Annotated in this window: 18 protein-coding genes; 8 read left to right on the top strand and 10 right to left on the bottom strand. The window is 69.5% G+C overall.

Annotated elements, in window-relative coordinates:
* The 4 genes from BLQ63_RS26275 to BLQ63_RS26260 form a co-directional block, all read right to left on the bottom strand.
* Positions 1-1268 (bottom strand): glycoside hydrolase family 2 TIM barrel-domain containing protein (locus BLQ63_RS26275; RefSeq protein ID WP_281188268.1); only part of this gene is annotated, 1268 nt, incomplete at its 3' end.
* A gap of 294 nt (positions 1269-1562) precedes the next feature.
* Positions 1563-2315 (bottom strand): SDR family oxidoreductase, encoded by a 753-nt coding sequence (locus BLQ63_RS26270; protein ID WP_091040502.1) that lies wholly within the window; start codon positions 2313-2315, stop codon positions 1563-1565.
* A complete protein-coding gene (locus BLQ63_RS26265; RefSeq protein ID WP_091040511.1) occupies positions 2312-3307 on the bottom strand; it encodes a zinc-dependent alcohol dehydrogenase in 996 nt (331 codons plus the stop codon). The genes BLQ63_RS26270 and BLQ63_RS26265 overlap by 4 nt, the downstream gene beginning before the upstream one ends.
* A 363-nt stretch (positions 3308-3670) precedes the next feature.
* Positions 3671-4015, bottom strand: coding sequence for an ArsR/SmtB family transcription factor (locus BLQ63_RS26260; RefSeq protein WP_091040510.1), 345 nt, complete (start codon positions 4013-4015; stop codon positions 3671-3673).
* Positions 4016-4209: 194 nt separating this feature from the next.
* Between BLQ63_RS26260 and BLQ63_RS26255 the strand changes: the two genes are divergently transcribed.
* A complete protein-coding gene (locus BLQ63_RS26255) occupies positions 4210-4506 on the top strand; it encodes a hypothetical protein (RefSeq protein WP_091040501.1) in 297 nt (98 codons plus the stop codon).
* 102 nt (positions 4507-4608) lie between these two features.
* Here BLQ63_RS26255 and BLQ63_RS26250 read toward each other — a convergent pair whose 3' ends face one another.
* Complete coding sequence (locus BLQ63_RS26250; protein WP_091040500.1) at positions 4609-5193, bottom strand: DJ-1/PfpI family protein; 585 nt, start codon at positions 5191-5193, stop codon at positions 4609-4611.
* 101 nt (positions 5194-5294) lie between these two features.
* On the opposite strand from BLQ63_RS26250, the gene BLQ63_RS26245 reads away from it, so the two are divergent.
* The 3 genes from BLQ63_RS26245 to BLQ63_RS26235 all read left to right on the top strand — a co-directional run bounded on the left by BLQ63_RS26245 (position 5295) and on the right by BLQ63_RS26235 (position 7785).
* Positions 5295-6251 carry a GlxA family transcriptional regulator gene (locus BLQ63_RS26245; protein WP_091040499.1) on the top strand — a complete coding sequence of 319 codons (957 nt, stop codon included), beginning with the start codon at positions 5295-5297 and terminating at the stop codon, positions 6249-6251.
* A gap of 182 nt (positions 6252-6433) precedes the next feature.
* A complete protein-coding gene (locus BLQ63_RS26240; protein WP_091040498.1) occupies positions 6434-7123 on the top strand; it encodes a hypothetical protein in 690 nt (229 codons plus the stop codon).
* Between the two features lie 65 nt (positions 7124-7188).
* A complete protein-coding gene (locus BLQ63_RS26235) occupies positions 7189-7785 on the top strand; it encodes an ArsR/SmtB family transcription factor (protein WP_218125519.1) in 597 nt (198 codons plus the stop codon).
* On the opposite strand, the gene BLQ63_RS26230 is transcribed toward BLQ63_RS26235, so the two are convergent.
* Both BLQ63_RS26230 and BLQ63_RS26225 read right to left on the bottom strand, forming a co-directional pair.
* Positions 7761-9119, bottom strand: coding sequence for a serine hydrolase domain-containing protein (locus tag BLQ63_RS26230; RefSeq protein WP_091040496.1), 1359 nt, complete (start codon positions 9117-9119; stop codon positions 7761-7763). The two genes, BLQ63_RS26235 and BLQ63_RS26230, sit on opposite strands and share 25 nt — an antisense overlap.
* 87 nt (positions 9120-9206) lie before the next feature.
* Positions 9207-10592: a tryptophanase gene (locus BLQ63_RS26225; protein ID WP_091040509.1), complete on the bottom strand. Its 1386-nt coding sequence runs from the start codon at positions 10590-10592 to the stop codon at positions 9207-9209.
* Between the two features lie 116 nt (positions 10593-10708).
* Between BLQ63_RS26225 and BLQ63_RS26220 the strand changes: the two genes are divergently transcribed.
* A complete protein-coding gene (locus tag BLQ63_RS26220) occupies positions 10709-11155 on the top strand; it encodes an Lrp/AsnC family transcriptional regulator (RefSeq protein ID WP_091040495.1) in 447 nt (148 codons plus the stop codon).
* Here BLQ63_RS26220 and nhaA read toward each other — a convergent pair.
* Positions 11152-12513 (bottom strand): Na+/H+ antiporter NhaA, encoded by a 1362-nt coding sequence (gene nhaA, locus BLQ63_RS26215; protein WP_218125518.1) that lies wholly within the window; start codon positions 12511-12513, stop codon positions 11152-11154. The two genes, BLQ63_RS26220 and nhaA, sit on opposite strands and share 4 nt — an antisense overlap.
* A 389-nt stretch (positions 12514-12902) precedes the next feature.
* On the opposite strand from nhaA, the gene BLQ63_RS26210 reads away from it, so the two are divergent.
* From BLQ63_RS26210 to BLQ63_RS26200, 3 genes are all read left to right on the top strand, one after another.
* Positions 12903-13997 (top strand): polysaccharide deacetylase family protein, encoded by a 1095-nt coding sequence (locus BLQ63_RS26210; RefSeq protein ID WP_091040494.1) that lies wholly within the window; start codon positions 12903-12905, stop codon positions 13995-13997.
* A gap of 81 nt (positions 13998-14078) precedes the next feature.
* On the top strand, positions 14079-14843 hold the full coding sequence (locus BLQ63_RS26205) for a helix-turn-helix domain-containing protein (protein ID WP_218125517.1): 765 nt from the start codon (positions 14079-14081) through the stop codon (positions 14841-14843).
* Positions 14844-14890: 47 nt separating this feature from the next.
* The gene (locus BLQ63_RS26200) at positions 14891-15301 is read left to right on the top strand and encodes a VOC family protein (RefSeq protein ID WP_091040493.1); all 411 of its coding nucleotides are present in this window, start codon (positions 14891-14893) and stop codon (positions 15299-15301) included.
* Positions 15302-15388: 87 nt separating this feature from the next.
* Here BLQ63_RS26200 and BLQ63_RS26195 read toward each other — a convergent pair whose 3' ends face one another.
* Together BLQ63_RS26195 and BLQ63_RS26190 are read right to left on the bottom strand one after the other, a co-directional pair.
* Entirely contained in the window at positions 15389-16714 is a 1326-nt protein-coding gene (locus tag BLQ63_RS26195) for a hypothetical protein (protein ID WP_143015106.1), read from the bottom strand.
* Positions 16715-16894: 180 nt separating this feature from the next.
* Positions 16895-17356 (bottom strand): DUF5980 family protein, encoded by a 462-nt coding sequence (locus BLQ63_RS26190; RefSeq protein WP_143015105.1) that lies wholly within the window; start codon positions 17354-17356, stop codon positions 16895-16897.
* Between the last annotated feature and the right edge of the window lie 344 nt (positions 17357-17700).

Here is a 17700-nt window from a genome sequence, read left to right as displayed (position 1 = left end):
AGGGACCACATGATGACGCTCGGATGGTTCTTGTCGCGTTCGACCATGCGCGCCATGCGGTCGAGGCACGCCTCACGCCAGGCGGGGTCCTTCGCCGGATTCTCCCGGAGACTGAGGAAATCGAAGCCGTGTGTTTCGAGGTCGCATTCGTCGATGACCCAGACGCCGAGCTCGTCGCACAGGTCCAGGAAGCGCCGATCCGGCGGATAGTGGCTGGTACGCACGGCATTGACGTTGTGCCGCTTCATGAGTTCGAGGTCGCGGCGCATCGTCTCGACCGACAGGGTGCGGCCGGTGTCAGGGTCCCACTCGTGACGGTTGACCCCGCGAAAGAGAATGCGTCGGCCGTTGACCTTGAGCAGTCCGTCCTTGATCTTGACGGTGCGGAACCCGATGCGCAGGCTGACGCGCTCGGTGGCGGTGGCGACTTCGGCTTCGTACAGACGCGGGGTCTCCGCCGTCCACGGCTCGACCGGCACCTGGACGGTTTCGTTCGCGGCGATGTCGATGCCCAGTTCGGGGACGGTGACCCGGGCGCCTTCGGGCGCTTCCACCCGCAGCGTCCCGATTCCTGTCAGGTGATCGAAACCGGCGTGAGCGAACACGTCCTCGACACCGCCTTCGGGGCGGTGCACGAGCGTGACCGGTCGGAAGATCCCCGACAGCCACCACATGTCCTGGTCCTCCAGATACGACGCCGCCGACCACTGATGCACACGCACCGCGAGCACGTTCTCGCCCTCGCGAAGCAGCGGCGTGGCATCGAACTCGGTCGGCAACCGCGAACCCTTCCCATCACCGAGGAGGACCCCGTTGAGCCATAGCGCGAAACAGGAATCGACCCCTTCGAACCGGAGCACGGCACGCCCATCTTCGGGCCACTCGCTCGGCAGTTCGAAGGTCCGCCGGTACTCGCCGGTCGGGTTCGCATCGGGCACCCGCGGCGGATCGACCGGGAACGGGTAGTAGATGTTCGTGTACTGCGGCTTCCCGTACGGCGCTTCACCGTCGAGGTCGTGCATCTGCCACATCGACGGCACGGCGAGCGTGTCCCAGCCGCTCGCGTCGAACTCCGGCGCCTCGAAGCCGATGGTGAGGTCGTGCAGTCCCGCGCACCACCTGAACTGCCAGTCGCCGTCGAGGGGGATCGCCGGAGCATCGGTGGCGAGCGCCGCGCGCGACGCCAGCCGCCCGCTCCCTGGTTCGATTCGTTCGACGTATGCGGCTTCGGGCCCACCGGCGGACACGGGAGAAAGGGATTCGGTCACCGAGCGATCGTAATGAGATCGGCCAGGTGCCGTGGTTGGCCAAACTAACCGAGTTGTGGTCGATTCTCACCATGACGCGTGGAAAGTGCTGCAAGACGCGCACATGTCGAACGGCGACGAGCGGCCGCGGTCAAGCACGATGCGGCCGTCCGTTTCGGCGTCGGCGACAGATGAGGGATCCGGCGCCTCGCCATCAAAGATCTGATGATTCGAGCTCGCCTGAAGCGTCCCTCCCTCGAGCCCGAAGTGGAACGTCCGGGTCACCGGCGCACCGCCGGTGACCTCTCGCGAGCCTTAGCGGCCGAGCCAGCCGCCGTCGACGGGGATGACCGTGCCCGAGACGTAGTCGGAGGCGCCGCTGGCCAGGAACACGGTCGCGCCGGCGAGGTCGTCGGGGCGGCCCCAGCGGCCGGCCGGGATGCGTTCGAGGATCGCACGTGAGCGGTCCGGATCGTCTTGCAGCGCTTGGGTGTTGTCGGTGGCGATGTAGCCGGGGGCGATGGCGTTGACCGTGACGCCGCGGGCCGTCCACTCGTTCGCGAGCGCCCGCGTCAGCCCGGCGATGCCGGACTTGGCGGCGGCGTAGCCGGGCACGTTGATGCCGCCCTGGAAGCTCAGGAGCGAGGCGGTGAAGATGATCTTCCCGCGGCCGCGCTCGAGCATGGCCGCGCCGACGGCCCTGGTGAGGGCGAACTGGCTGGTGAGGTTGACCTGGAGGACCTCGTCCCAGTACGCGTCGGAGTGCTCGGCGGCGGGGGCGCGGCGGATGGTGCCGGCGTTGTTGACGAGGATGTCGACGGGTTCGGTCGCGAGCGCCTCGGCGAGGCGGGCGACGGCGCCCGGGTCGTTGAAGTCGGCGGGGATCGCCTTGAAGGCGCGACCGAGGGCGGTGACGCGCCGCTCGATCGCGGAGTCGGGTTCGATGGTCGCGCTGACGCCGATGATGTCGGCGCCGGCCGCCGCGAGGGCCTCGGCCATGGCGAAGCCGATGCCGCGCCGCGCGCCGGTGACGACGGCGAGGCGGCCGGTGAGGTCGAAGGGGTTCATGCGGTCTCCTGTCCGGACTGGACGTCGATGAGGATCTTCATGGCCGCGCCGGCGGTGAGAGTGTCGAACGCGGACTGGATCTCGGCGAGGGGCACGGTCTCGGTGATGAGGGCGTCGGCGGGGATCTCGCCGGCTTCGAGGAGGGCGACGGCCGTCTCGAAGTCCTCGCGCTGGTAGACGCGGGCGCCGAGGAGGCGCAGTTCGCGCCAGAAGATCCGCTGGAGGTTGACCGGTCGCGGCTCGGGGTGGATCGCGACGACGACGAGCGTGCCGCGGACCTTCGCGTAGTCGACCGCGCCGAGCACTGCCGCGGCGGCGCCGGAGACCTCGAAGACCACGTCGGCGCCCGCTCCCCCGGTCCACTCCTCGACCCAGCCGACCGTGTCGTCGCGAGGGTCGAGGACGGTGTAACCGAGGTCGGCGATGCGTTGGCGGCGACCGGGATCGAGTTCGATCACGACGACGTCGCCGCCGCAGGAGCGGGAGACGGCTGCGATGAGCAGGCCGATGGGGCCGCCGCCGATGACGACGGCCTTCTGGCCGGGTTCGAGTTCGGAGCGGTGGACGTCGTGGACGGCGACGGCGGTGGGCTCGACCAGGGCCGCGTGCCGCAGGGAGAGCGAGGGGGGCAGGGCCACGAGGAGTCCGGCGTCGACGTTCCAGCGGCCCTGGAGCGCGCCGGGCGAGTCGATGCCGACGAAGTCGAGGTTCTGGCAGATGTGGCGGTTCCCCGCGAGGCAGGCGGGGCAGGTCCCGTCCCAGGCCAGGGGCATGACCGTGACCGGGTCGCCGACCGCCCAGCCGTCGACGCCCTCGCCGAGCGCGCTGATCGTCCCGCTCATCTCGTGGCCGATGATCGCGGGCATGGCGACGCGCGCGTCCATGTGCCCGCTGAGGATGTGCAGGTCGGTGCCGCAGATGCCGTTGAACGCCACGGCGATCTGCACCTGGCCGAACCCCGGCGGATTCGGTTCGGCCCGTCCCACGGTCATGGTCCGGTTTCCTGCGTAGTGCGCGACGAGCACGGCTGCCTCCTTGACGACGGGTTCGGATCGATTGATCGTGAGGATCGCACAAATTCAACGGATGCGCAATCGTTTGATCATCGATCGAAGAAGGACGTCGAGCCGACGGGGACGATGTCGCGGTAGACGCTCCTCGCCACGAGGCCGGTCTCTTCGCCGCCACGCACGGCCTCGGTGCCGCCGATCCGGAAGTCCGGCGTGCAGCGGTCGTCCTCGCCGCGAACTACTCGGCCTTCGTGTCGCGGTCGGACCAGGCCGCGAAGACCGCGGCGGGCGAGGCGGCGTAGGTCCGCTCCAGCGTGAACGTGCCGTGCTTGACCGAATGATCGTTCATCGTCCCGACTCCTTCGCCTCGTCGCCGAGAACCGCGCCGAGGCGGTCGAGGCGGAGCTCCCACGCCGTGCGCTGGCGCGTCAACCACGCCTCGGCGTTGTGCAGGCCCGCCGGATCGATCCGGCAGGTGCGGACCCGCCCGACCTTCTCCGAACTCACCAGCTCGCTGTCCTGCAGCACCCGCAGGTGCTGGACGGTCGCGGCCACGGTCACCCCGAGCAGGGCCGCCAGCTCGCTCACGGTGGCCGGGCTGCGGGTCAGGCGCTCGATGATCGCCCGCCGATTCGCGTCCGCGACAGCGTGGAACACCCGGTCCACGGCCTCCGCCTCATACTTAAGCATGCGCTTGACCATAGCCGTCGGAACCAGAAAGTCAAGTGTTGGCTTAAGTAACTTGCCGCCAGCGGGCGGTAGGTCGGGTTTCGCGAGTTATGATTGTTGGTGAGCTGCGGCAACGCAGATCCTGGTACGCATGTTGAAGCGAGTGCGCCCACAATCTCACGTTGCATTTCCAGACTGAACAGATAGGACTTCACGTGCTGAACCCGACCCCGAACGTCATCGTCTGGCCTGGACTCGGCGACATCGTGCCCTCTCGTGCACGGGTCCTGCGGGATGCGTTCCGCGGCCAGGGGTACACGCTCTCCCTCTTCTGCATTGCGAGTTGCGACGTGGTCGCCGAGATGACCTCCACCGACGTCGGCCAGGTCTCGGCCGCGGTGGGCTCGACCGGCGGCACCAGCGGGTTCGACGCCGCCGACCCCGAGGTCTTCGCGGCCGAAATGGCGGACTTCATCGAACGGGAACGGGCGCTGTCCAGCGCCCGCCGCTGACCCTTCGCCTTTGCAGCCGGGCGGGTCGCCCCCGTTCGGTCCTGCGACGGACTCCGCCCGGAACTCGAAACGCGAGGGCTCCCCACGCTCCTCGTGCTCGACTCAGCGCCAGACGGTGCCGCGGCGGTCGTGCTCGATGAACTGTTCGATCTCGGCCGCCAGACGCGGTTCGCCCAGCTCCCGTTCGAGCAGGTACAGGGGCAGGTCGAACCCTGAGAGCGGACCGCCGCCCGCGGTGACGACGTCGCCGTCGTCGACGATGCGGGCATCGACGACCTCGGTGTACTTCGACAGGTCGGCGAACGCGGCGTGGTGGGTCGTGGCAGGACGGCCTTGCAGGAGTCCGGCGGCGCCGAGGATGACGGCGCCGGCGCAGACGCCGCCCAGGATCTGACCGGGGCCGGCCAGGCGGCGCGCCTCGGCGATCTGCCTCGGAACGGTCCCGTCGGCGATGACCTCGTGGATCCAGCCGCCGCACACCAGCAGGACGTCGGTCTCGGCGGGCCGCCAGGTCGGCAGGCCGGTGAACCGCACCGCGTCGGCTCCCTCGATCTCGGCACCATCGGACGCGGTGACCAGCGCCGACTCGACATCTGCGCCGCGCCTGGCGGCGACTTGGAAGACGTGCAGCGCCATGACGGCGTCCACTTCGGAGACGCCGGGGTACATCAGGATCTCGACACGCATGGGTCTTGCCCTCCTGCTCGAATTGCCGTCGGTGACCATCGTGGTCCGAGCGGCGGTCTCGCACGAGTGGCACGATTGACAAGATACGTAAGATATTTGCCATGCACCTCGTGTCGGTACTGGCGATGGACCACGTCGTCGGCTTCGAGTTGGCGACTGCGGGACAGGTATTCGGATCGGCGAGATCGATGGACGGCCGGGACGCACCGCTGTACTCGGTGCGCGTCTGCGGACCCGGACGAGTGCAGGTCAGCGCCGCCGGGGACGCCCTGTTCACCATGACGCCGCCGTACGGGCTCGGTGAACTGCTCGAGGCCGACACGATCGTGGTCCCCGCGCACGATTCGTCCGGCCCGGTGCCCCCGGACGTCGTCGCAGCACTGCGCCGGGCGAACGAGCAGGGGCGGCGGATCGCCTCGATCTGCACCGGCGCGGGAATCCTGGCCGAGGCCGGACTACTCGACGGGCGCGACGCCACCACGCACTGGCGCCATGCCGCGGCCTTGTCCGCCCGGTTCCCGCGCGTGCGATTCGACGCCGCGGCGCTCTACATCGACGGCGGCGACGTCCTGACCAGCGCGGGCGTGGCGGCGGGAGTCGACTTGTGCCTGCACATGATCCGCATGGACCACGGCGCCGCGGTCGCGGCCCAGGCGGCGCGACGTCTCGTCATGTCACCGCACCGCAGCGGCGGCCAGGCGCAGTTCATCGCCTCGGACCGCGCGGTGACCGACGAGGGGTCGCTGGCCGAGATCATGCAGTGGATGACCGCCAATCTCGACCGCCCGCTCACCCTTGCGGAGATCGGCCGCCGGGCCGGGTTGAGCATCCGCACGCTGAACCGGCACTTTCACGACCAGACCGGTTCCGCCCCAATGCAATGGCTGCTCGCGAAGCGGGTCCAGCGGGCGCAGGAGCTGCTGGAGGGCACGACCCTCTCGATCGAGGAGATCGCCCGCCGCAGCGGATTCGGCGGCGCCGCCGCACTGCGCCAGCACTTCCGCCTCCAACTCGCCACCACGCCCACCAGCTACCGCCGCCAGTTCTCCTCGTCCTAGACGGGGCGCGAGAGCGTGTCGGCCCTCTCAAGTCGATGGGCCACGGCGCTACCGGCTGAAGAAATGAACGCGACACGGGTTGCAAAGCGCACGAATACGCTGTGGCCACCCGTAGATTGGGCACACCCCTTCAAAACCGGCAGTGCCTAGACTGCCGACCCGGATCGCAAAGGTAACGGCGAGTGCTCGACGACAGGTACAACCAGGAAGCGTCCCTGAAGTACACGAAACGAAGCGTCACCATAGGGGCAGTTGGCATTTTGCTCGGCGTGATCACACTTTTCTACACCGTCTTCGTTGATTTCGGTGGCGTGGAATGGATACGTTCGACGCATGGCGGAGGAACCGATGCCTCGCATGGCACTTCGGTTGTGGAAGAGGCCGACCCGGGCGGATCTGGTGGCGCAGAAGACGACTCGGCCACCGGTGACAGCAAGGCGGTGGGGCACGATTGGGCGCCGTCGTCGGCTTTCTTCTGGCCGGTCGAGCAGGCGAACTCCATCTGGGCCGCGCTCCTGCACATTGGCCTGATCGGAATCTACTGCCAGGCCTGGCTGACGATCCTCAACATCATCTACATGTACCTTGCGCCACGGTCGTTCAATTACTTCTACTGCTGGATCGCCGAGTTGCTGCTCCTGGTCCCGCTCACGACGAGGGCCGCCATCCACCTCGGGAGCGACGCCCGGCAGGACTCGGTGCTGTCCTTCCTCGCCACCGTCATTCCCGGAAGCCTTGCAATGGCGAGCATTGTCCTTGCAGCGAAATTCGATTGGCGGACCTTCGACGGCGCGAGGTTCGGAGCGATCGGGCGGCCCCGCCATCATCGGGGACCGGCGCTGCTCCCCGGGGAGCAGCGATCGGGAAGTTGATGCAGCGCCGCAGGCAGACGGGTCCACGCGGGCGTGGCAGGCGCCGCCGTGTGAGGATGATGCCCATGGACGGATCCGGGCCGCTGGAGTTGAGCACCGCTGCGCTGAAGGCGTTGGCGCATCCGCTGCGGATCGAATTGTGGGAGCTGCTGCGTGAACACGGCCCTGCCACGGCGACGCAGCTTTCGGAGCGGACCGGCCACAACACCGGCGTCATCAGCTACCACTTGCGGCAACTCGCGGGCAGCGGCCTGATCGAGAATGCGGAGGGGCGCAGCCCGGGCCGGGGCAAGGGCCGTGAGCGCTGGTGGCGCACCGTTCCCGGCGGCTTCTCGTTCCGGCCGGACCTGGTCGATGCCGACGCCGAGCCTGCGGCCGCATTGCTGGTGGACGAGATGGCGCGTCGGCGGGCGGAGGAGTTGATCGCGTTCCAGCGGAGGGCGCCGACCTTGCCGGAGGAGTGGATCGACGCGTCGCTGAACTCCTCGTACACGCTCGGCATGACGGCCGAGCGACTCGCCGAGTTCACCGCTGAGGTCCGCGCGGTCATCGAGCGGTACGCGTCCGACGAGGAATCGCCCGGCGCGGCGAGGGTCGCGGTGCAGTTCCACGCCTTTCCGGTCGATGTCGACGACGATCACTCGACACGCGGCACGGCTTGACCGTTGACATGGAGCAGGTCGGCGCGGTCACCGTCCATGATGAACACGCATTGCCCGACCACCGCACCGCTGGAGTCGGTGATGTCGATGCCTCCCCTTGCGGCGGTGAGCGTTCCGCTCGGCGGTGCCATGTCGCAGATGACGTCGAACGCGCCCGGCTCGCTGCGCAGGACGAGGCGCTCATCGACCGTCTCCACGATGAACCTTCCCGCGGAGGACTCGTAGCGGCCCGCCATCCGCGAAGGCTCGAGCGCCTGGGGTGCCGGGAACGGCCCGGAGGTCTGCCGGTGGGCGGCGCCGAGGCGGCTGAGCACCTCTCCCAGGACAGGGCGGAGCAGCCCCTCGCCGGTACCGGCGTTGGCGAGCAGAGCGACGGCGACCCCGCGTTCCGGGATCAGCCGCAGGAAGGCACGCTGCCCGATCGTGCCGCCGTCGGCCGCGACGACTCCGTTGCCCCTGAGCAGGAACCAGCCCAGGCTGGGTGCCGCGAACGCCGTCACCGCCGGCGGCTCTTGGGTCTGCGCGGTCCGCATCTCGGCGCAGGCGTCCGCCGACAGGATCCGGGTGCCGCCCGCGGCCACCCCCTCGTCGAGGTGCATCCTGGCGAAGCGGAGGAGGTCGCCGACCGGCATGGCGAGACAGCCGGCCGGGTCGAAGTTCGCGGGCACCGACCATCTTCGACTCGGCGTGAGGTCAGTGCCGATGTGCCCCACGGCGACCGGCATGGCGATCGCCTCCTCGGCCGAGGCCGCGACGCTGCCGAGCCCGAGCGGTTCGGCCAGGTACTGCTGCACCACTTGGGCGTAGCGCCTCCCCCGCAGCCGTTCCAGGACGCGGCCGAGCACGCTGTATCCGCCGTTGCAGTAGGAGAACATGCGGCCCGGCGCGAACAGTCGCGGCGCTCCCGGCAGCACGTCGCGGAGATAGTGGTCGAGCACGTGGTCGCCCGCGGCCTCGTCGAAGTGGTCGCCGTCGAAACCGGCGGTGTGACTGAGCAGCTGACGCAGCGTTATCGCAGCGCTCGACGCCTCGTCGGCCACCCGGAACTCGGGCAGGTGGCGGCGCACCGGATCGTCCAGTTCGACGAGGCCCTCGTCCACCAGCTGCATCACCAAGGTCGCGGTCCACGCCTTGGTGATCGACCCGACTTGGAAAAGCGCATCGGCGGTCACCGCTTGTCGTGTGCGGCGGTTGAGCACTCCGGCCGTTGCGGTCACCAGGCGTTCGCCCTGGAGCACGCCGACCACGGCGCCCGGAACCCGTTGCGCCGCAACCAGTGACGGCAGGGCCTCGTCCAGCCAGGACGCGATCGCGTCGAGTTCGCCGTTCTGCATGGGCCGCTCCAAGCTTTGTGCATACTTTTCTGTGCACAAAACTCTATCGGTAGCCGCGGATGAGCGCAAGGGCGAGTTCGGCCGATGTCACCGGGTGATCGGTTCGAACTGTGCGGTGAAGTGGCGCAACGCCTTCGGCTCTTGGGTGATCCGATAGCCCGGGAGCAGGTGGGCGCGTTCGACCAGGCGCTCGCAGACCTCGATGACGTAGTCGAAGTGGCTCTGCGTGTAGGTGCGGCGCGGAATCGCCAGTCGGACCAGGTCCATGGCCGCGGGCACCTCTCCCCCGTCGGGCCGGCGCCCGAACATGACCGTCCCGATCTCGCAGCTGCGGACCCCGCCCAGCTCGTACAGGGCCACGGCGAGGGCCTGACCGGGGTAGTGGAGCGGGTCGATGTTCGGCAGCAGCGCGCGGGCGTCGACGTAGACCGCGTGGCCGCCGATCGGGCTGATGACGGGCATCCCGATCTTCTGGAGCGCCTCGCCCAGATAGGCGGTCGAGACGATCCGGTAGCGCAGGTAGTCGTGCTCGACGGCCTCGCTCAGCCCCTGGGCCACCGCTTCGAGGTCGCGGCCCGCCAGGCCCCCGTACGTCGGGAAGCCCTCGGTGAGGACCAGCATGTTCCGGCACTCCTGCGCGAGGTCCGGGTCGTCCAGGGCCAGCCAGCCGCCGATGTTGCCCATCGGGTCCTTCTTGGCGCTCATGGTCATGCCGTCGGCCAGGCCTGCGATGTCGCGCACGATGTCGACCACGTCGCGCTCGCCCTGGCCGCCCTCGCGTTCGCGGATGAACCACGCGTTCTCGGCGAACCGGCACGCGTCCAGGAACAGCAGCTTGCCGTGCCGGTCGCACAGTTCCCGCACGCCGCGCAGGTTCTCCAGCGAGACCGGTTGTCCCCCACCGCTGTTGTTGGTGATGGTGACGAACACGCAGGGCACGTCGGCGCCGCGTTCGGTCAGCAGCGCCTCCAGCGCGGCCAGGTCCATGTTGCCCTTGAACGGGTGCAGCGAGGCCGGGTCCCTGCCCTCGGCGATGACCAGGTCGACGGCTGCCGCGCCGGTGGCTTCCACGTTGGCGCGCGTGGTGTCGAAGTGGGTGTTGTTCGGGACGACCTTCCCCGGGCCGCCGAGGACCGAGAAGAGGATGCGCTCGGCGGCTCGTCCTTGATGGACCGGGATGACGTGCTCGAAGTCGAACAGGTCCCGCACCGCGTCGCGGAAGACGAAGTACGACGGGGACCCGGCGTAGGACTCGTCGCCGCGCTGGATCGCGGCCCACTGGTCGCGGCTCATCGCGCCGGTGCCGGAGTCGGTGAGGAGATCGATGAGCACGTCCTCGGAGCGCAGCTGGAAGAGGTTGTACGAGGCCGTCGCCAAGCGGGCCTTGCGGTCGGCGGGGGTGGTCATCTTGATCGGCTCGACCGAGTGGATGCGGAAGGGTTCGAAGACCGTGCGAAACGCGGGCAATTTCATGATCACACTATTGCGCTCCGACGCGTCGATGAGAAGGGCAGAGACAACTGTTCTCGGACCATTCAGCTTATGATCGAATTCCGATCATCGTCATCTCTTTGCGAATGGAAGATCCGATGGACCGCATGGACTGGCGGCTGCTCCAGGAGCTCCAGAACGACGCCCGGCTCTCGTACAACGAACTGGCCCGGCGCGTGCACCTCTCCGCGCCCACGGTCGCCGAGCGGGTGCGCCGGCTGGAGGCGAGCGGGGTGATCAGCGGTTACCACGCGCACGTCGCGCCCGAACGCGCCGGACATCCGGTCCAGGCGGTGGTCGTCATGGACTGCTACGGACCGCGCTGCCTGCTGCGCGACCCCGACGTGCTGACCTGGCCGCAGATCCGCCAACTGTTCCGCATCACCGGCGACGGCTGCTCGGCCCTGGTGGCGGCGGTGCCGTCGATGGAGGCGTTCGAGTCGTTCATCGACCGGCTCGCCCGATACGGCCGGCCCCGCAGCAGCATGGTGCTGTCGCAGCCGCTGGAGTGGTCCCCGGTCACCGAGGCCGAAGCACCCGACTAGGCGTCCGGGCGTCGTTTCGGGGCGGCGAGTGCCACGATCGCGGCGCCGATCAGGGCTGCGGCCACCGACCCGACGAGGACGCCGATCTTCGCCTCGTCGGTGAGCAGCTCGGTATCGGCGCCGCCGAAGGCGAGTTCGGTGATGAACAGCGCGACGGTGAACCCGATCCCGGCGACGGCGGCGATGCCGATCATCAGCGGCCACGAGGTGCCCGTCGGCATGCGGCCGGCGCCGGTCTTGACGACGAGCCAGGTCGCGGCGGTGATGCCGAGGGTCTTGCCCGCCACCAGACCCAGCACGATGCCGATCGTCACCGTCGAGGCGGCGGCGGCCCCCAGCAGATCCCCGCTGAGAGCGACGCCGGCGTTCGCCAGCGCGAACAGCGGCAGCACCACGAAGGAGGAGAAGGGGTGGTGCCGGTGCTGGAGGCGGTGGGTGGGCGGCTGGGCGTCGCGGGTGAGGCGGACCAGGTGCTCGGTCTCCTCCGGGGTCAGGCCCTCTTTGGCGAGTTCCTGCGCTTTGGCATGGGCCGCAGCGGGGTCCAGGAGCGGTTTGGCGGAGATGATCAGACCCATGGCGACGCCCGCGACGGTGGCGTGGATGCCCGATTCGAGGGTCGCCAGCCACAGCGCGATGCCCACGATCAGGTACACCGGTGCCGACCAGACGTTGAGCAGGCGCAGGACGACCGCCAGGGCGAGGATCGCGCCGGCGGCGCCGAGCCAGGGCATCGAGAGGTCGTCGGTGTAGAAGACGGCGATGACGGCGATCGCGCCGAGGTCGTCGACGATGGCGAGGGTCAGCAGGAACACCTTGGCGGCCGAGGGGATGCGGGAGCCGAAGAGCGCGAGGACCCCGACGGCGAAGGCGATGTCGGTGGCCATGGGGATGCCCCAGCCGGCGGCGCCCGGGCCGCCTGCGTTGAAGGCGGCGTAGACGAGCGCGGGGACGGCCATGCCGCCGAGCGCCCCGGCGAGGGGTGCGACGGCGTTGCGGACGCTGCGCAGTTCGCCGGAGACGATCTCCGACTTGATCTCCATGCCGACCACGAAGAAGAAGATCGCCATCAGGCCGTCGTTGATCCATTCGCGCAGCGTGTGGTGGAGTTCGAAACCGCCGACGCCGATCGTGACGTCCAGGTCCCACACCGCACCGTAGGAGGCGGCCCACGGCGAGTTCGCCCACAGCATCGCCGCGACGGCGCAGACGACGAGGACGACGCCCGCGGCGGGCTCGATCTTCAGGAACTCGGCGGCCGGGCGCCCGACGTAGCGGGCGAGGGGCTTGCGCGAGTAGAGGAACGTGGGCCGGGTCCGCCAGATGGCGGACTTCCAGGGCTCCTTGGAGTCGGTGGGCACGAGGGCGGGCTCCGTTCGGGTCGACGATCACCTTCGCCGACCAGACTTCCCGGCACACCGCGGCCCACCCTACCCGACGTGCACGCCCGTCACCGGCGGCAGTTCGCCCCGTTCGCCGACCGTTCGTCTCCCGCTCCCCGACCGGTCGCATACATATCGACGTCGATCGATTGGCATGAAGGTCGAAGTCCTTGTCTTCCAGCGGGTCGGACCGGATAATCGAGTTCGTTCCTGTTCATCCACGGGACATCGATCCACCGTCATCCCCTCATGACGACTAGGGCCTCACCCCTGGGAGCTCGTCGACGCAGACTGATGCGCCGTACCCCCGGACCGCCGCCGGCACCCTCGGCCCGGCGCCTCCGGTCGACACCCTAAGGAGGCTCGTCATGCGAAGTCGCATGAGGACGCTCATCGCCACCCTGTCCGCCCTCGTCGTCGCCCTCGGCACCGCCGCGGTCGTGCTCGGCGTCGCCGCCGCCCCCGCGCAGGCCCAGACCTGCAACGGCTACGTCGCGCTGACCTACGACGACGGACCCAACCCCGGCACCACCAGCAGCCTGCTCAACGCCTTGACCTCCAACGGGTTGCGGGCCACCATGTTCAACACCGGGCAGCGGGTGGCCGCCAATCCCGCGCTCGCCCGAGCGCAGGTCACCGCGGGCATGTGGGTCGCCAACCACTCCTACACGCACCCGCACATGACGCAGATGAGCTCGTCGCAGATGGCCCAGGAGATCTCCAGCACCCAGCAGGCGATCCAGAGCGCCACCGGCGTCACACCGAACCTCTTCCGGCCCCCGTACGGGGAGACGAACTCGACCCTCAAGTCCGTCGAGGCCCAGTACGGTCTCACCGAGGTCATCTGGAGCGTCGACTCGCAGGACTGGAACGGCGCAAGCACCGCGCAGATCGTCCAGGCCGCGAGCACCCTCCAGAACGGCGGCGTCATCCTCATGCACGACGCCTACCAGAACACCATCAACGCGATCCCGCAGATCAAGGCCAACCTCCAGTCCCGGGGCCTGTGCGCCGGCATGATCTCCCCGAGCACCGGCCGCGCCGTCGCCCCCGACGGCTCCGGCGGTGGCGGCGGAGGCGGTGGCGGCGAGACCGACCTGCTGCGCAGCACCTCGGCCGGCAAGTGCCTCGACGTGCCCGGCGGCAGCACCGCGAGCAACGTGAAGGTCCAGCTGTACACCTGCTACGAGGGCGCGAACCAGCAGTTCACCTACACCTCGGCGCAGGAGCTGCGGGTTCTCGGCAGGTGCCTCGAAGCGCCCTCGGGAAGCAACGGGACGCAGGTGCAGATCAACGCGTGCAACAACGCGAACGGACAGAAGTGGACGTTCGGATCGGACGGCACGATCCGCAGCGTCGGCTATTCGAGCGCGTGCCTGGACGTCTACAACACCGCCAACGGCTCGCCCGTGCAGCTCTACAGCTGCTGGAGCGGCGACAACCAGAAGTGGTCCCGCGTCTGACAGGCGCTGGGCTCCGGCCGGTCCGCCGATGGATCGGCCGGAGTCCCTACCGCGAACCGCGTCGGCGATACGATGCGAGTCGTGACGCGCGACCACTCCGAGGACGTCCCGGGCCTGGACCACCGGCCCTCGGACTCGCCCTACGTGGAGCGGGTCTACCAGGCGTCCGAGGAGGGCTCGTACGGCGCGGCCGCGCCCCGGCGGATGGTGTCCGTCGCCAACTCGAACTGGGAACTCGTCGCGTGGACGTCCGAGGGCGTCACGCACGTGTCGGTGCGCGGCCCCGAGACCCGCCCGACGGTGGTCCCGCTGGGCGGCAAGCCGAGCGGCGCGCTCGGCGTGATCTTCGGGCACGGCGCGTACCTGCGGGGCCTGCCCGTCCCCGACCTCGTGGACACGAGCGTCGCGAGCCCGCGCACGACGGCCCGCACCTTCGTCCTGCAAGGCGACGAATGGGAGATCCCCGGCTTCGAGAACGCCGAGACGTTCGTCGACCGCCTGGTCCGCGCCGGCCTGCTGGTCCGTGACCCGCTGGTGGCCGACGTACTCGCCGGGGACGCGCCGATGCTGGTCACGCCCCGGTCCGTCCAGCGCCGCGTCGCCGCCGCCACCGGACTGACGCAGGGCACGATCCGCCAGATCGAGCGCGCCCGCCAGGCCGCCATGCTGCTGCGGCGGGGCGAGGCCGCGGCCGACGTCGTGCACCTGGTCGGATACCACGACCAGCCGCACCTGGCGCGCTCGCTGGCCCGGTTCGTCGGCAGGCGGGCGACGCAGCTCCAGCGGCCCACGGACGAGGAGATGCTGTCGCTCCTGTACAAGACCGATGCCGAGGTGCGGCCGTAGATTCGAACCGGGCCGGAGGAACCGGCACTCGGATTCAGGAGAGCACCATGGCGTTCACGCAGATCTACGTCAACCTTCCCGTCGGCGACCTTGCGGCCGCCAAAGCGTTCTATCTGGCGCTCGGCGGCACCCTCAACGAGCAGTTCACCGACGAGACCTCCGCGCAGGTGGTCCTCGGCGAGGCGGTGGCCGTGCAGCTCATGACCCGCGAGCAGTTCGCCGGGTTCACGACCAAGGAGATCGCCTCCGGGACGGTCGAGGCGATCAACGCACTGGCCGCCGAGTCGAAGGAGGAGGTCGACCGGCTCGTCGAGGCGGCCGTGGCGGCGGGCGGCGCCGAGCCCCGTCCCGCGCAGGACATGGGCTGGCTGTACAACCGCGCCGTGGACGACCCGGACGGCCACAGCTGGGAGCTGCTGGCCTACGACCCGACGGCGATGCCCGACACGCCGGCATGACGGCCGCGGCGAAGGGGCCGGCGTCGGCGTTCGACCGCTCGCCGCCGGCGCCTTCCCTCTGCGATCGCGAGGACCGGCCGTCCGCGCTCACCGGCGGCGAGGCGCCGCGCCCTTGAGCCGGAGGACCTTCTTCCACCAGGGACGGTTGAGGGACAGGAAGGTCTCGTAGCGAACCCGGTCTTCGGGGCGGGCCGTCTTCTCGTAGATCATGGTGGCCTCTTCGCGGCGCCCCGCATCGGTCTGGGTCATCAGCTCGAAGAGCGTCCAGCCGTGGTGCAGCGCGCCGAGCGCGCGCTCCCTGACCTCCGACTCGGCGTGGAGGCTCAGCCGATAGAGCGGCCTGACCAGGTCCATCGGGTCGTCCAGCAGGTCGTTCCTGGCCGCGAGGAACTTCGCGAGCTCCAGTGTGAAGACGAGTTCCGCGGCCGATGCGCCGGAGGCCTGCTCCTCCAACGCCGCGAGGACGCCCGGGGCGGCCGACTCGCCGTTGTGGTTCTTGACCACCTGCCGGACCCGGTGCCGCAGTTCGTACCCGAATCCTTCGGGCTCGTCCCGCCCGGCCAGCGCGATCGCGGCGCTCACGATCCCCGGCGACGGCGGCGCCTCGTACTCGCGTGCCCAGGGCTCTTGATCCCCGGCGTCGCCGAGGAGTCCGGACTCGCTCAACCGGCGCATCGCGTCCCACCGCCCGGGCGGTGAGTCCATCGCCATGTACACCAGCGGATCCCGGATCTTCGCGACCGCGAGGCGGTCGGCTCCGTCGGTCGCGAGCTCGTTCACCAAGCGCCACAGGCGTACCCGGCCCTCCGGGGTCCGCTCCGCGGCGAAGCGCGTCCTGGCGTGGGAAGCGGTGACGCCGTAGTCGCGAGCGGTCTCGACGAGTTCGCGGAACTGCCTGTCGTCCATTTCGACCTGTGCCGCCGCGTCGAGCAGGTGCCGCTCCGCGCCTTCGACCCGGATCTCGCGCAGCGCCAGGGTCGCCGAATGGATGCCGACGCGGTCGGTCAGCGCCTTGCAGAGGACGGCTCCGGCGCGCGCGTCCCCGATGCCGCGCAGGGCCCCGATCAGTCCGTCCATCAGCAGGCTGTCGTCTGCGGGGCGCGGCGGCCGGTCGGGAAGGGAGGCCGTCGGGATGGAGCGGTACCGCTCGAGGTCGGCGCCGAGGCCGTGCACGGCCGAGAGCCGGTCGCTCTCGTCGTACCACAGCCGCCACACCTTGAGCGCCGCGTCGACTCGCGCGAAGTACTCGGCCCACGCGGTCAGCAGTCCGTCCAGCCGCGAGATCAGCACGGGGACCGCTTCCGGGCCGCGCTTCCGCAGCGCGGCGATCGCCAGCTCCCGCGGGTTCGCATCGCTGTAACCGGACCCCGTGATCCCGAGGTTCCTGATGAGCCTTTCCAAGTCTGCCGCCATCGGACCTCTCTTCTGCCGCTCGGCTTCCCGATCCGACGTGATGCTCACACGGCGACGCCGGGAGGGGTCCCGAACCGACGCGGAGGGGTTCCGGCCAGGGACCGCGGTCCGATGTCGACGGCCGGGGCACGGAACACCGCCGGGGCGGCGGCGGTGTTCCGTGCGGTCGGGCGGTGCGGCTCAGCAGCCCCACTTCTCCTGGGCCTTGATCAGGATCCCCATCGTCTGCGTCGACGTCCCGTCGGTGACGGTGAGGACGGCCGGGTACTCCCCGTAGTCCAGAGGGGGCAGTTGGACGAGGATCCAGATGACCCCGATGTACTGGTCTCCGTTGTCATCGGGCGGGACCGACTGGGTCATGCTGACGACGGTGCCCTCGGGAAGTCCGTGCACCTCGGGCAGGAGAGGCGTGTCCCAGGCTCCGGCGACGAAGCCGACGAAGTAGCTGGTGTAGGGCGAACCGGCGGGGATGCAGAGCCGCTGCACCCCGCCGGACAGATCCCAGGTCGCCGCGGGGGGCGCCGGGTCCTGGTCGGCCGGTGAAGGCGGGGCCGAGGCGGCCGTTGCGCTGAACACCGCGCTCATCATCAGCCCGACCAATACGGCGAGCATCGACTGCACGGGACGCGAGACTGATCTCATCACGAAGATCCTCCGTGTCTCGGCACCGAGCCGGCCTCCCCGTCAGGGCGGGTACCGGTCGCCGACTGAGGCCTCGTGAAAATCACGCTACAAGACCGTCGACGCGGACGCAATTACTTGAAGATTCAAATATTTGGAAAATCACTGCTCCGGCCGGAGCCCCGATCCCGCGACGAGTCCCGAAGCGGCTCTGCCGGTTTACCCGAAGGGTCGGAACTTGAGCCGATCGGCTCATCCGATCGTCCCGAAACCCGCATCGCAGGCGGTTGACCTGGCCCTCGTGCCTCCGCGACGCGAACCGCCCGCGGCCGCGGCCGATCGCGCGTCCCCTGCTGACGGCGGGC

This window comes from Glycomyces harbinensis, assembly GCF_900101745.1.
Lineage (GTDB): Bacteria > Actinomycetota > Actinomycetes > Mycobacteriales > Micromonosporaceae > Glycomyces > Glycomyces harbinensis.
The sequence above is the reverse complement of the archived record's forward strand: the minus strand, read 5'-3'. Positions and strand labels throughout refer to the sequence as shown.

Coding starts and splice junctions, on each gene's coding strand:
- BLQ63_RS26200 (WP_091040493.1), top strand. CDS start 14,891: ATGGCGTTCACGCAGATCTACGTCAACCTTCCCGTCGGCGACCTTGCG.
- BLQ63_RS26235 (WP_218125519.1), top strand. CDS start 7,189: ATGGACGGATCCGGGCCGCTGGAGTTGAGCACCGCTGCGCTGAAGGCG.
- BLQ63_RS26230 (WP_091040496.1), bottom strand. CDS start 9,119: ATGCAGAACGGCGAACTCGACGCGATCGCGTCCTGGCTGGACGAGGCC.
- BLQ63_RS26190 (WP_143015105.1), bottom strand. CDS start 17,356: ATGAGATCAGTCTCGCGTCCCGTGCAGTCGATGCTCGCCGTATTGGTC.
- BLQ63_RS26195 (WP_143015106.1), bottom strand. CDS start 16,714: ATGGCGGCAGACTTGGAAAGGCTCATCAGGAACCTCGGGATCACGGGG.
- BLQ63_RS26225 (WP_091040509.1), bottom strand. CDS start 10,592: ATGAAATTGCCCGCGTTTCGCACGGTCTTCGAACCCTTCCGCATCCAC.
- BLQ63_RS26260 (WP_091040510.1), bottom strand. CDS start 4,015: ATGCTTAAGTATGAGGCGGAGGCCGTGGACCGGGTGTTCCACGCTGTC.
- BLQ63_RS26220 (WP_091040495.1), top strand. CDS start 10,709: ATGGACCGCATGGACTGGCGGCTGCTCCAGGAGCTCCAGAACGACGCC.
- BLQ63_RS26250 (WP_091040500.1), bottom strand. CDS start 5,193: ATGCGTGTCGAGATCCTGATGTACCCCGGCGTCTCCGAAGTGGACGCC.
- BLQ63_RS26270 (WP_091040502.1), bottom strand. CDS start 2,315: ATGAACCCCTTCGACCTCACCGGCCGCCTCGCCGTCGTCACCGGCGCG.
- BLQ63_RS26210 (WP_091040494.1), top strand. CDS start 12,903: ATGCGAAGTCGCATGAGGACGCTCATCGCCACCCTGTCCGCCCTCGTC.
- BLQ63_RS26265 (WP_091040511.1), bottom strand. CDS start 3,307: ATGACCGTGGGACGGGCCGAACCGAATCCGCCGGGGTTCGGCCAGGTG.
- BLQ63_RS26245 (WP_091040499.1), top strand. CDS start 5,295: ATGCACCTCGTGTCGGTACTGGCGATGGACCACGTCGTCGGCTTCGAG.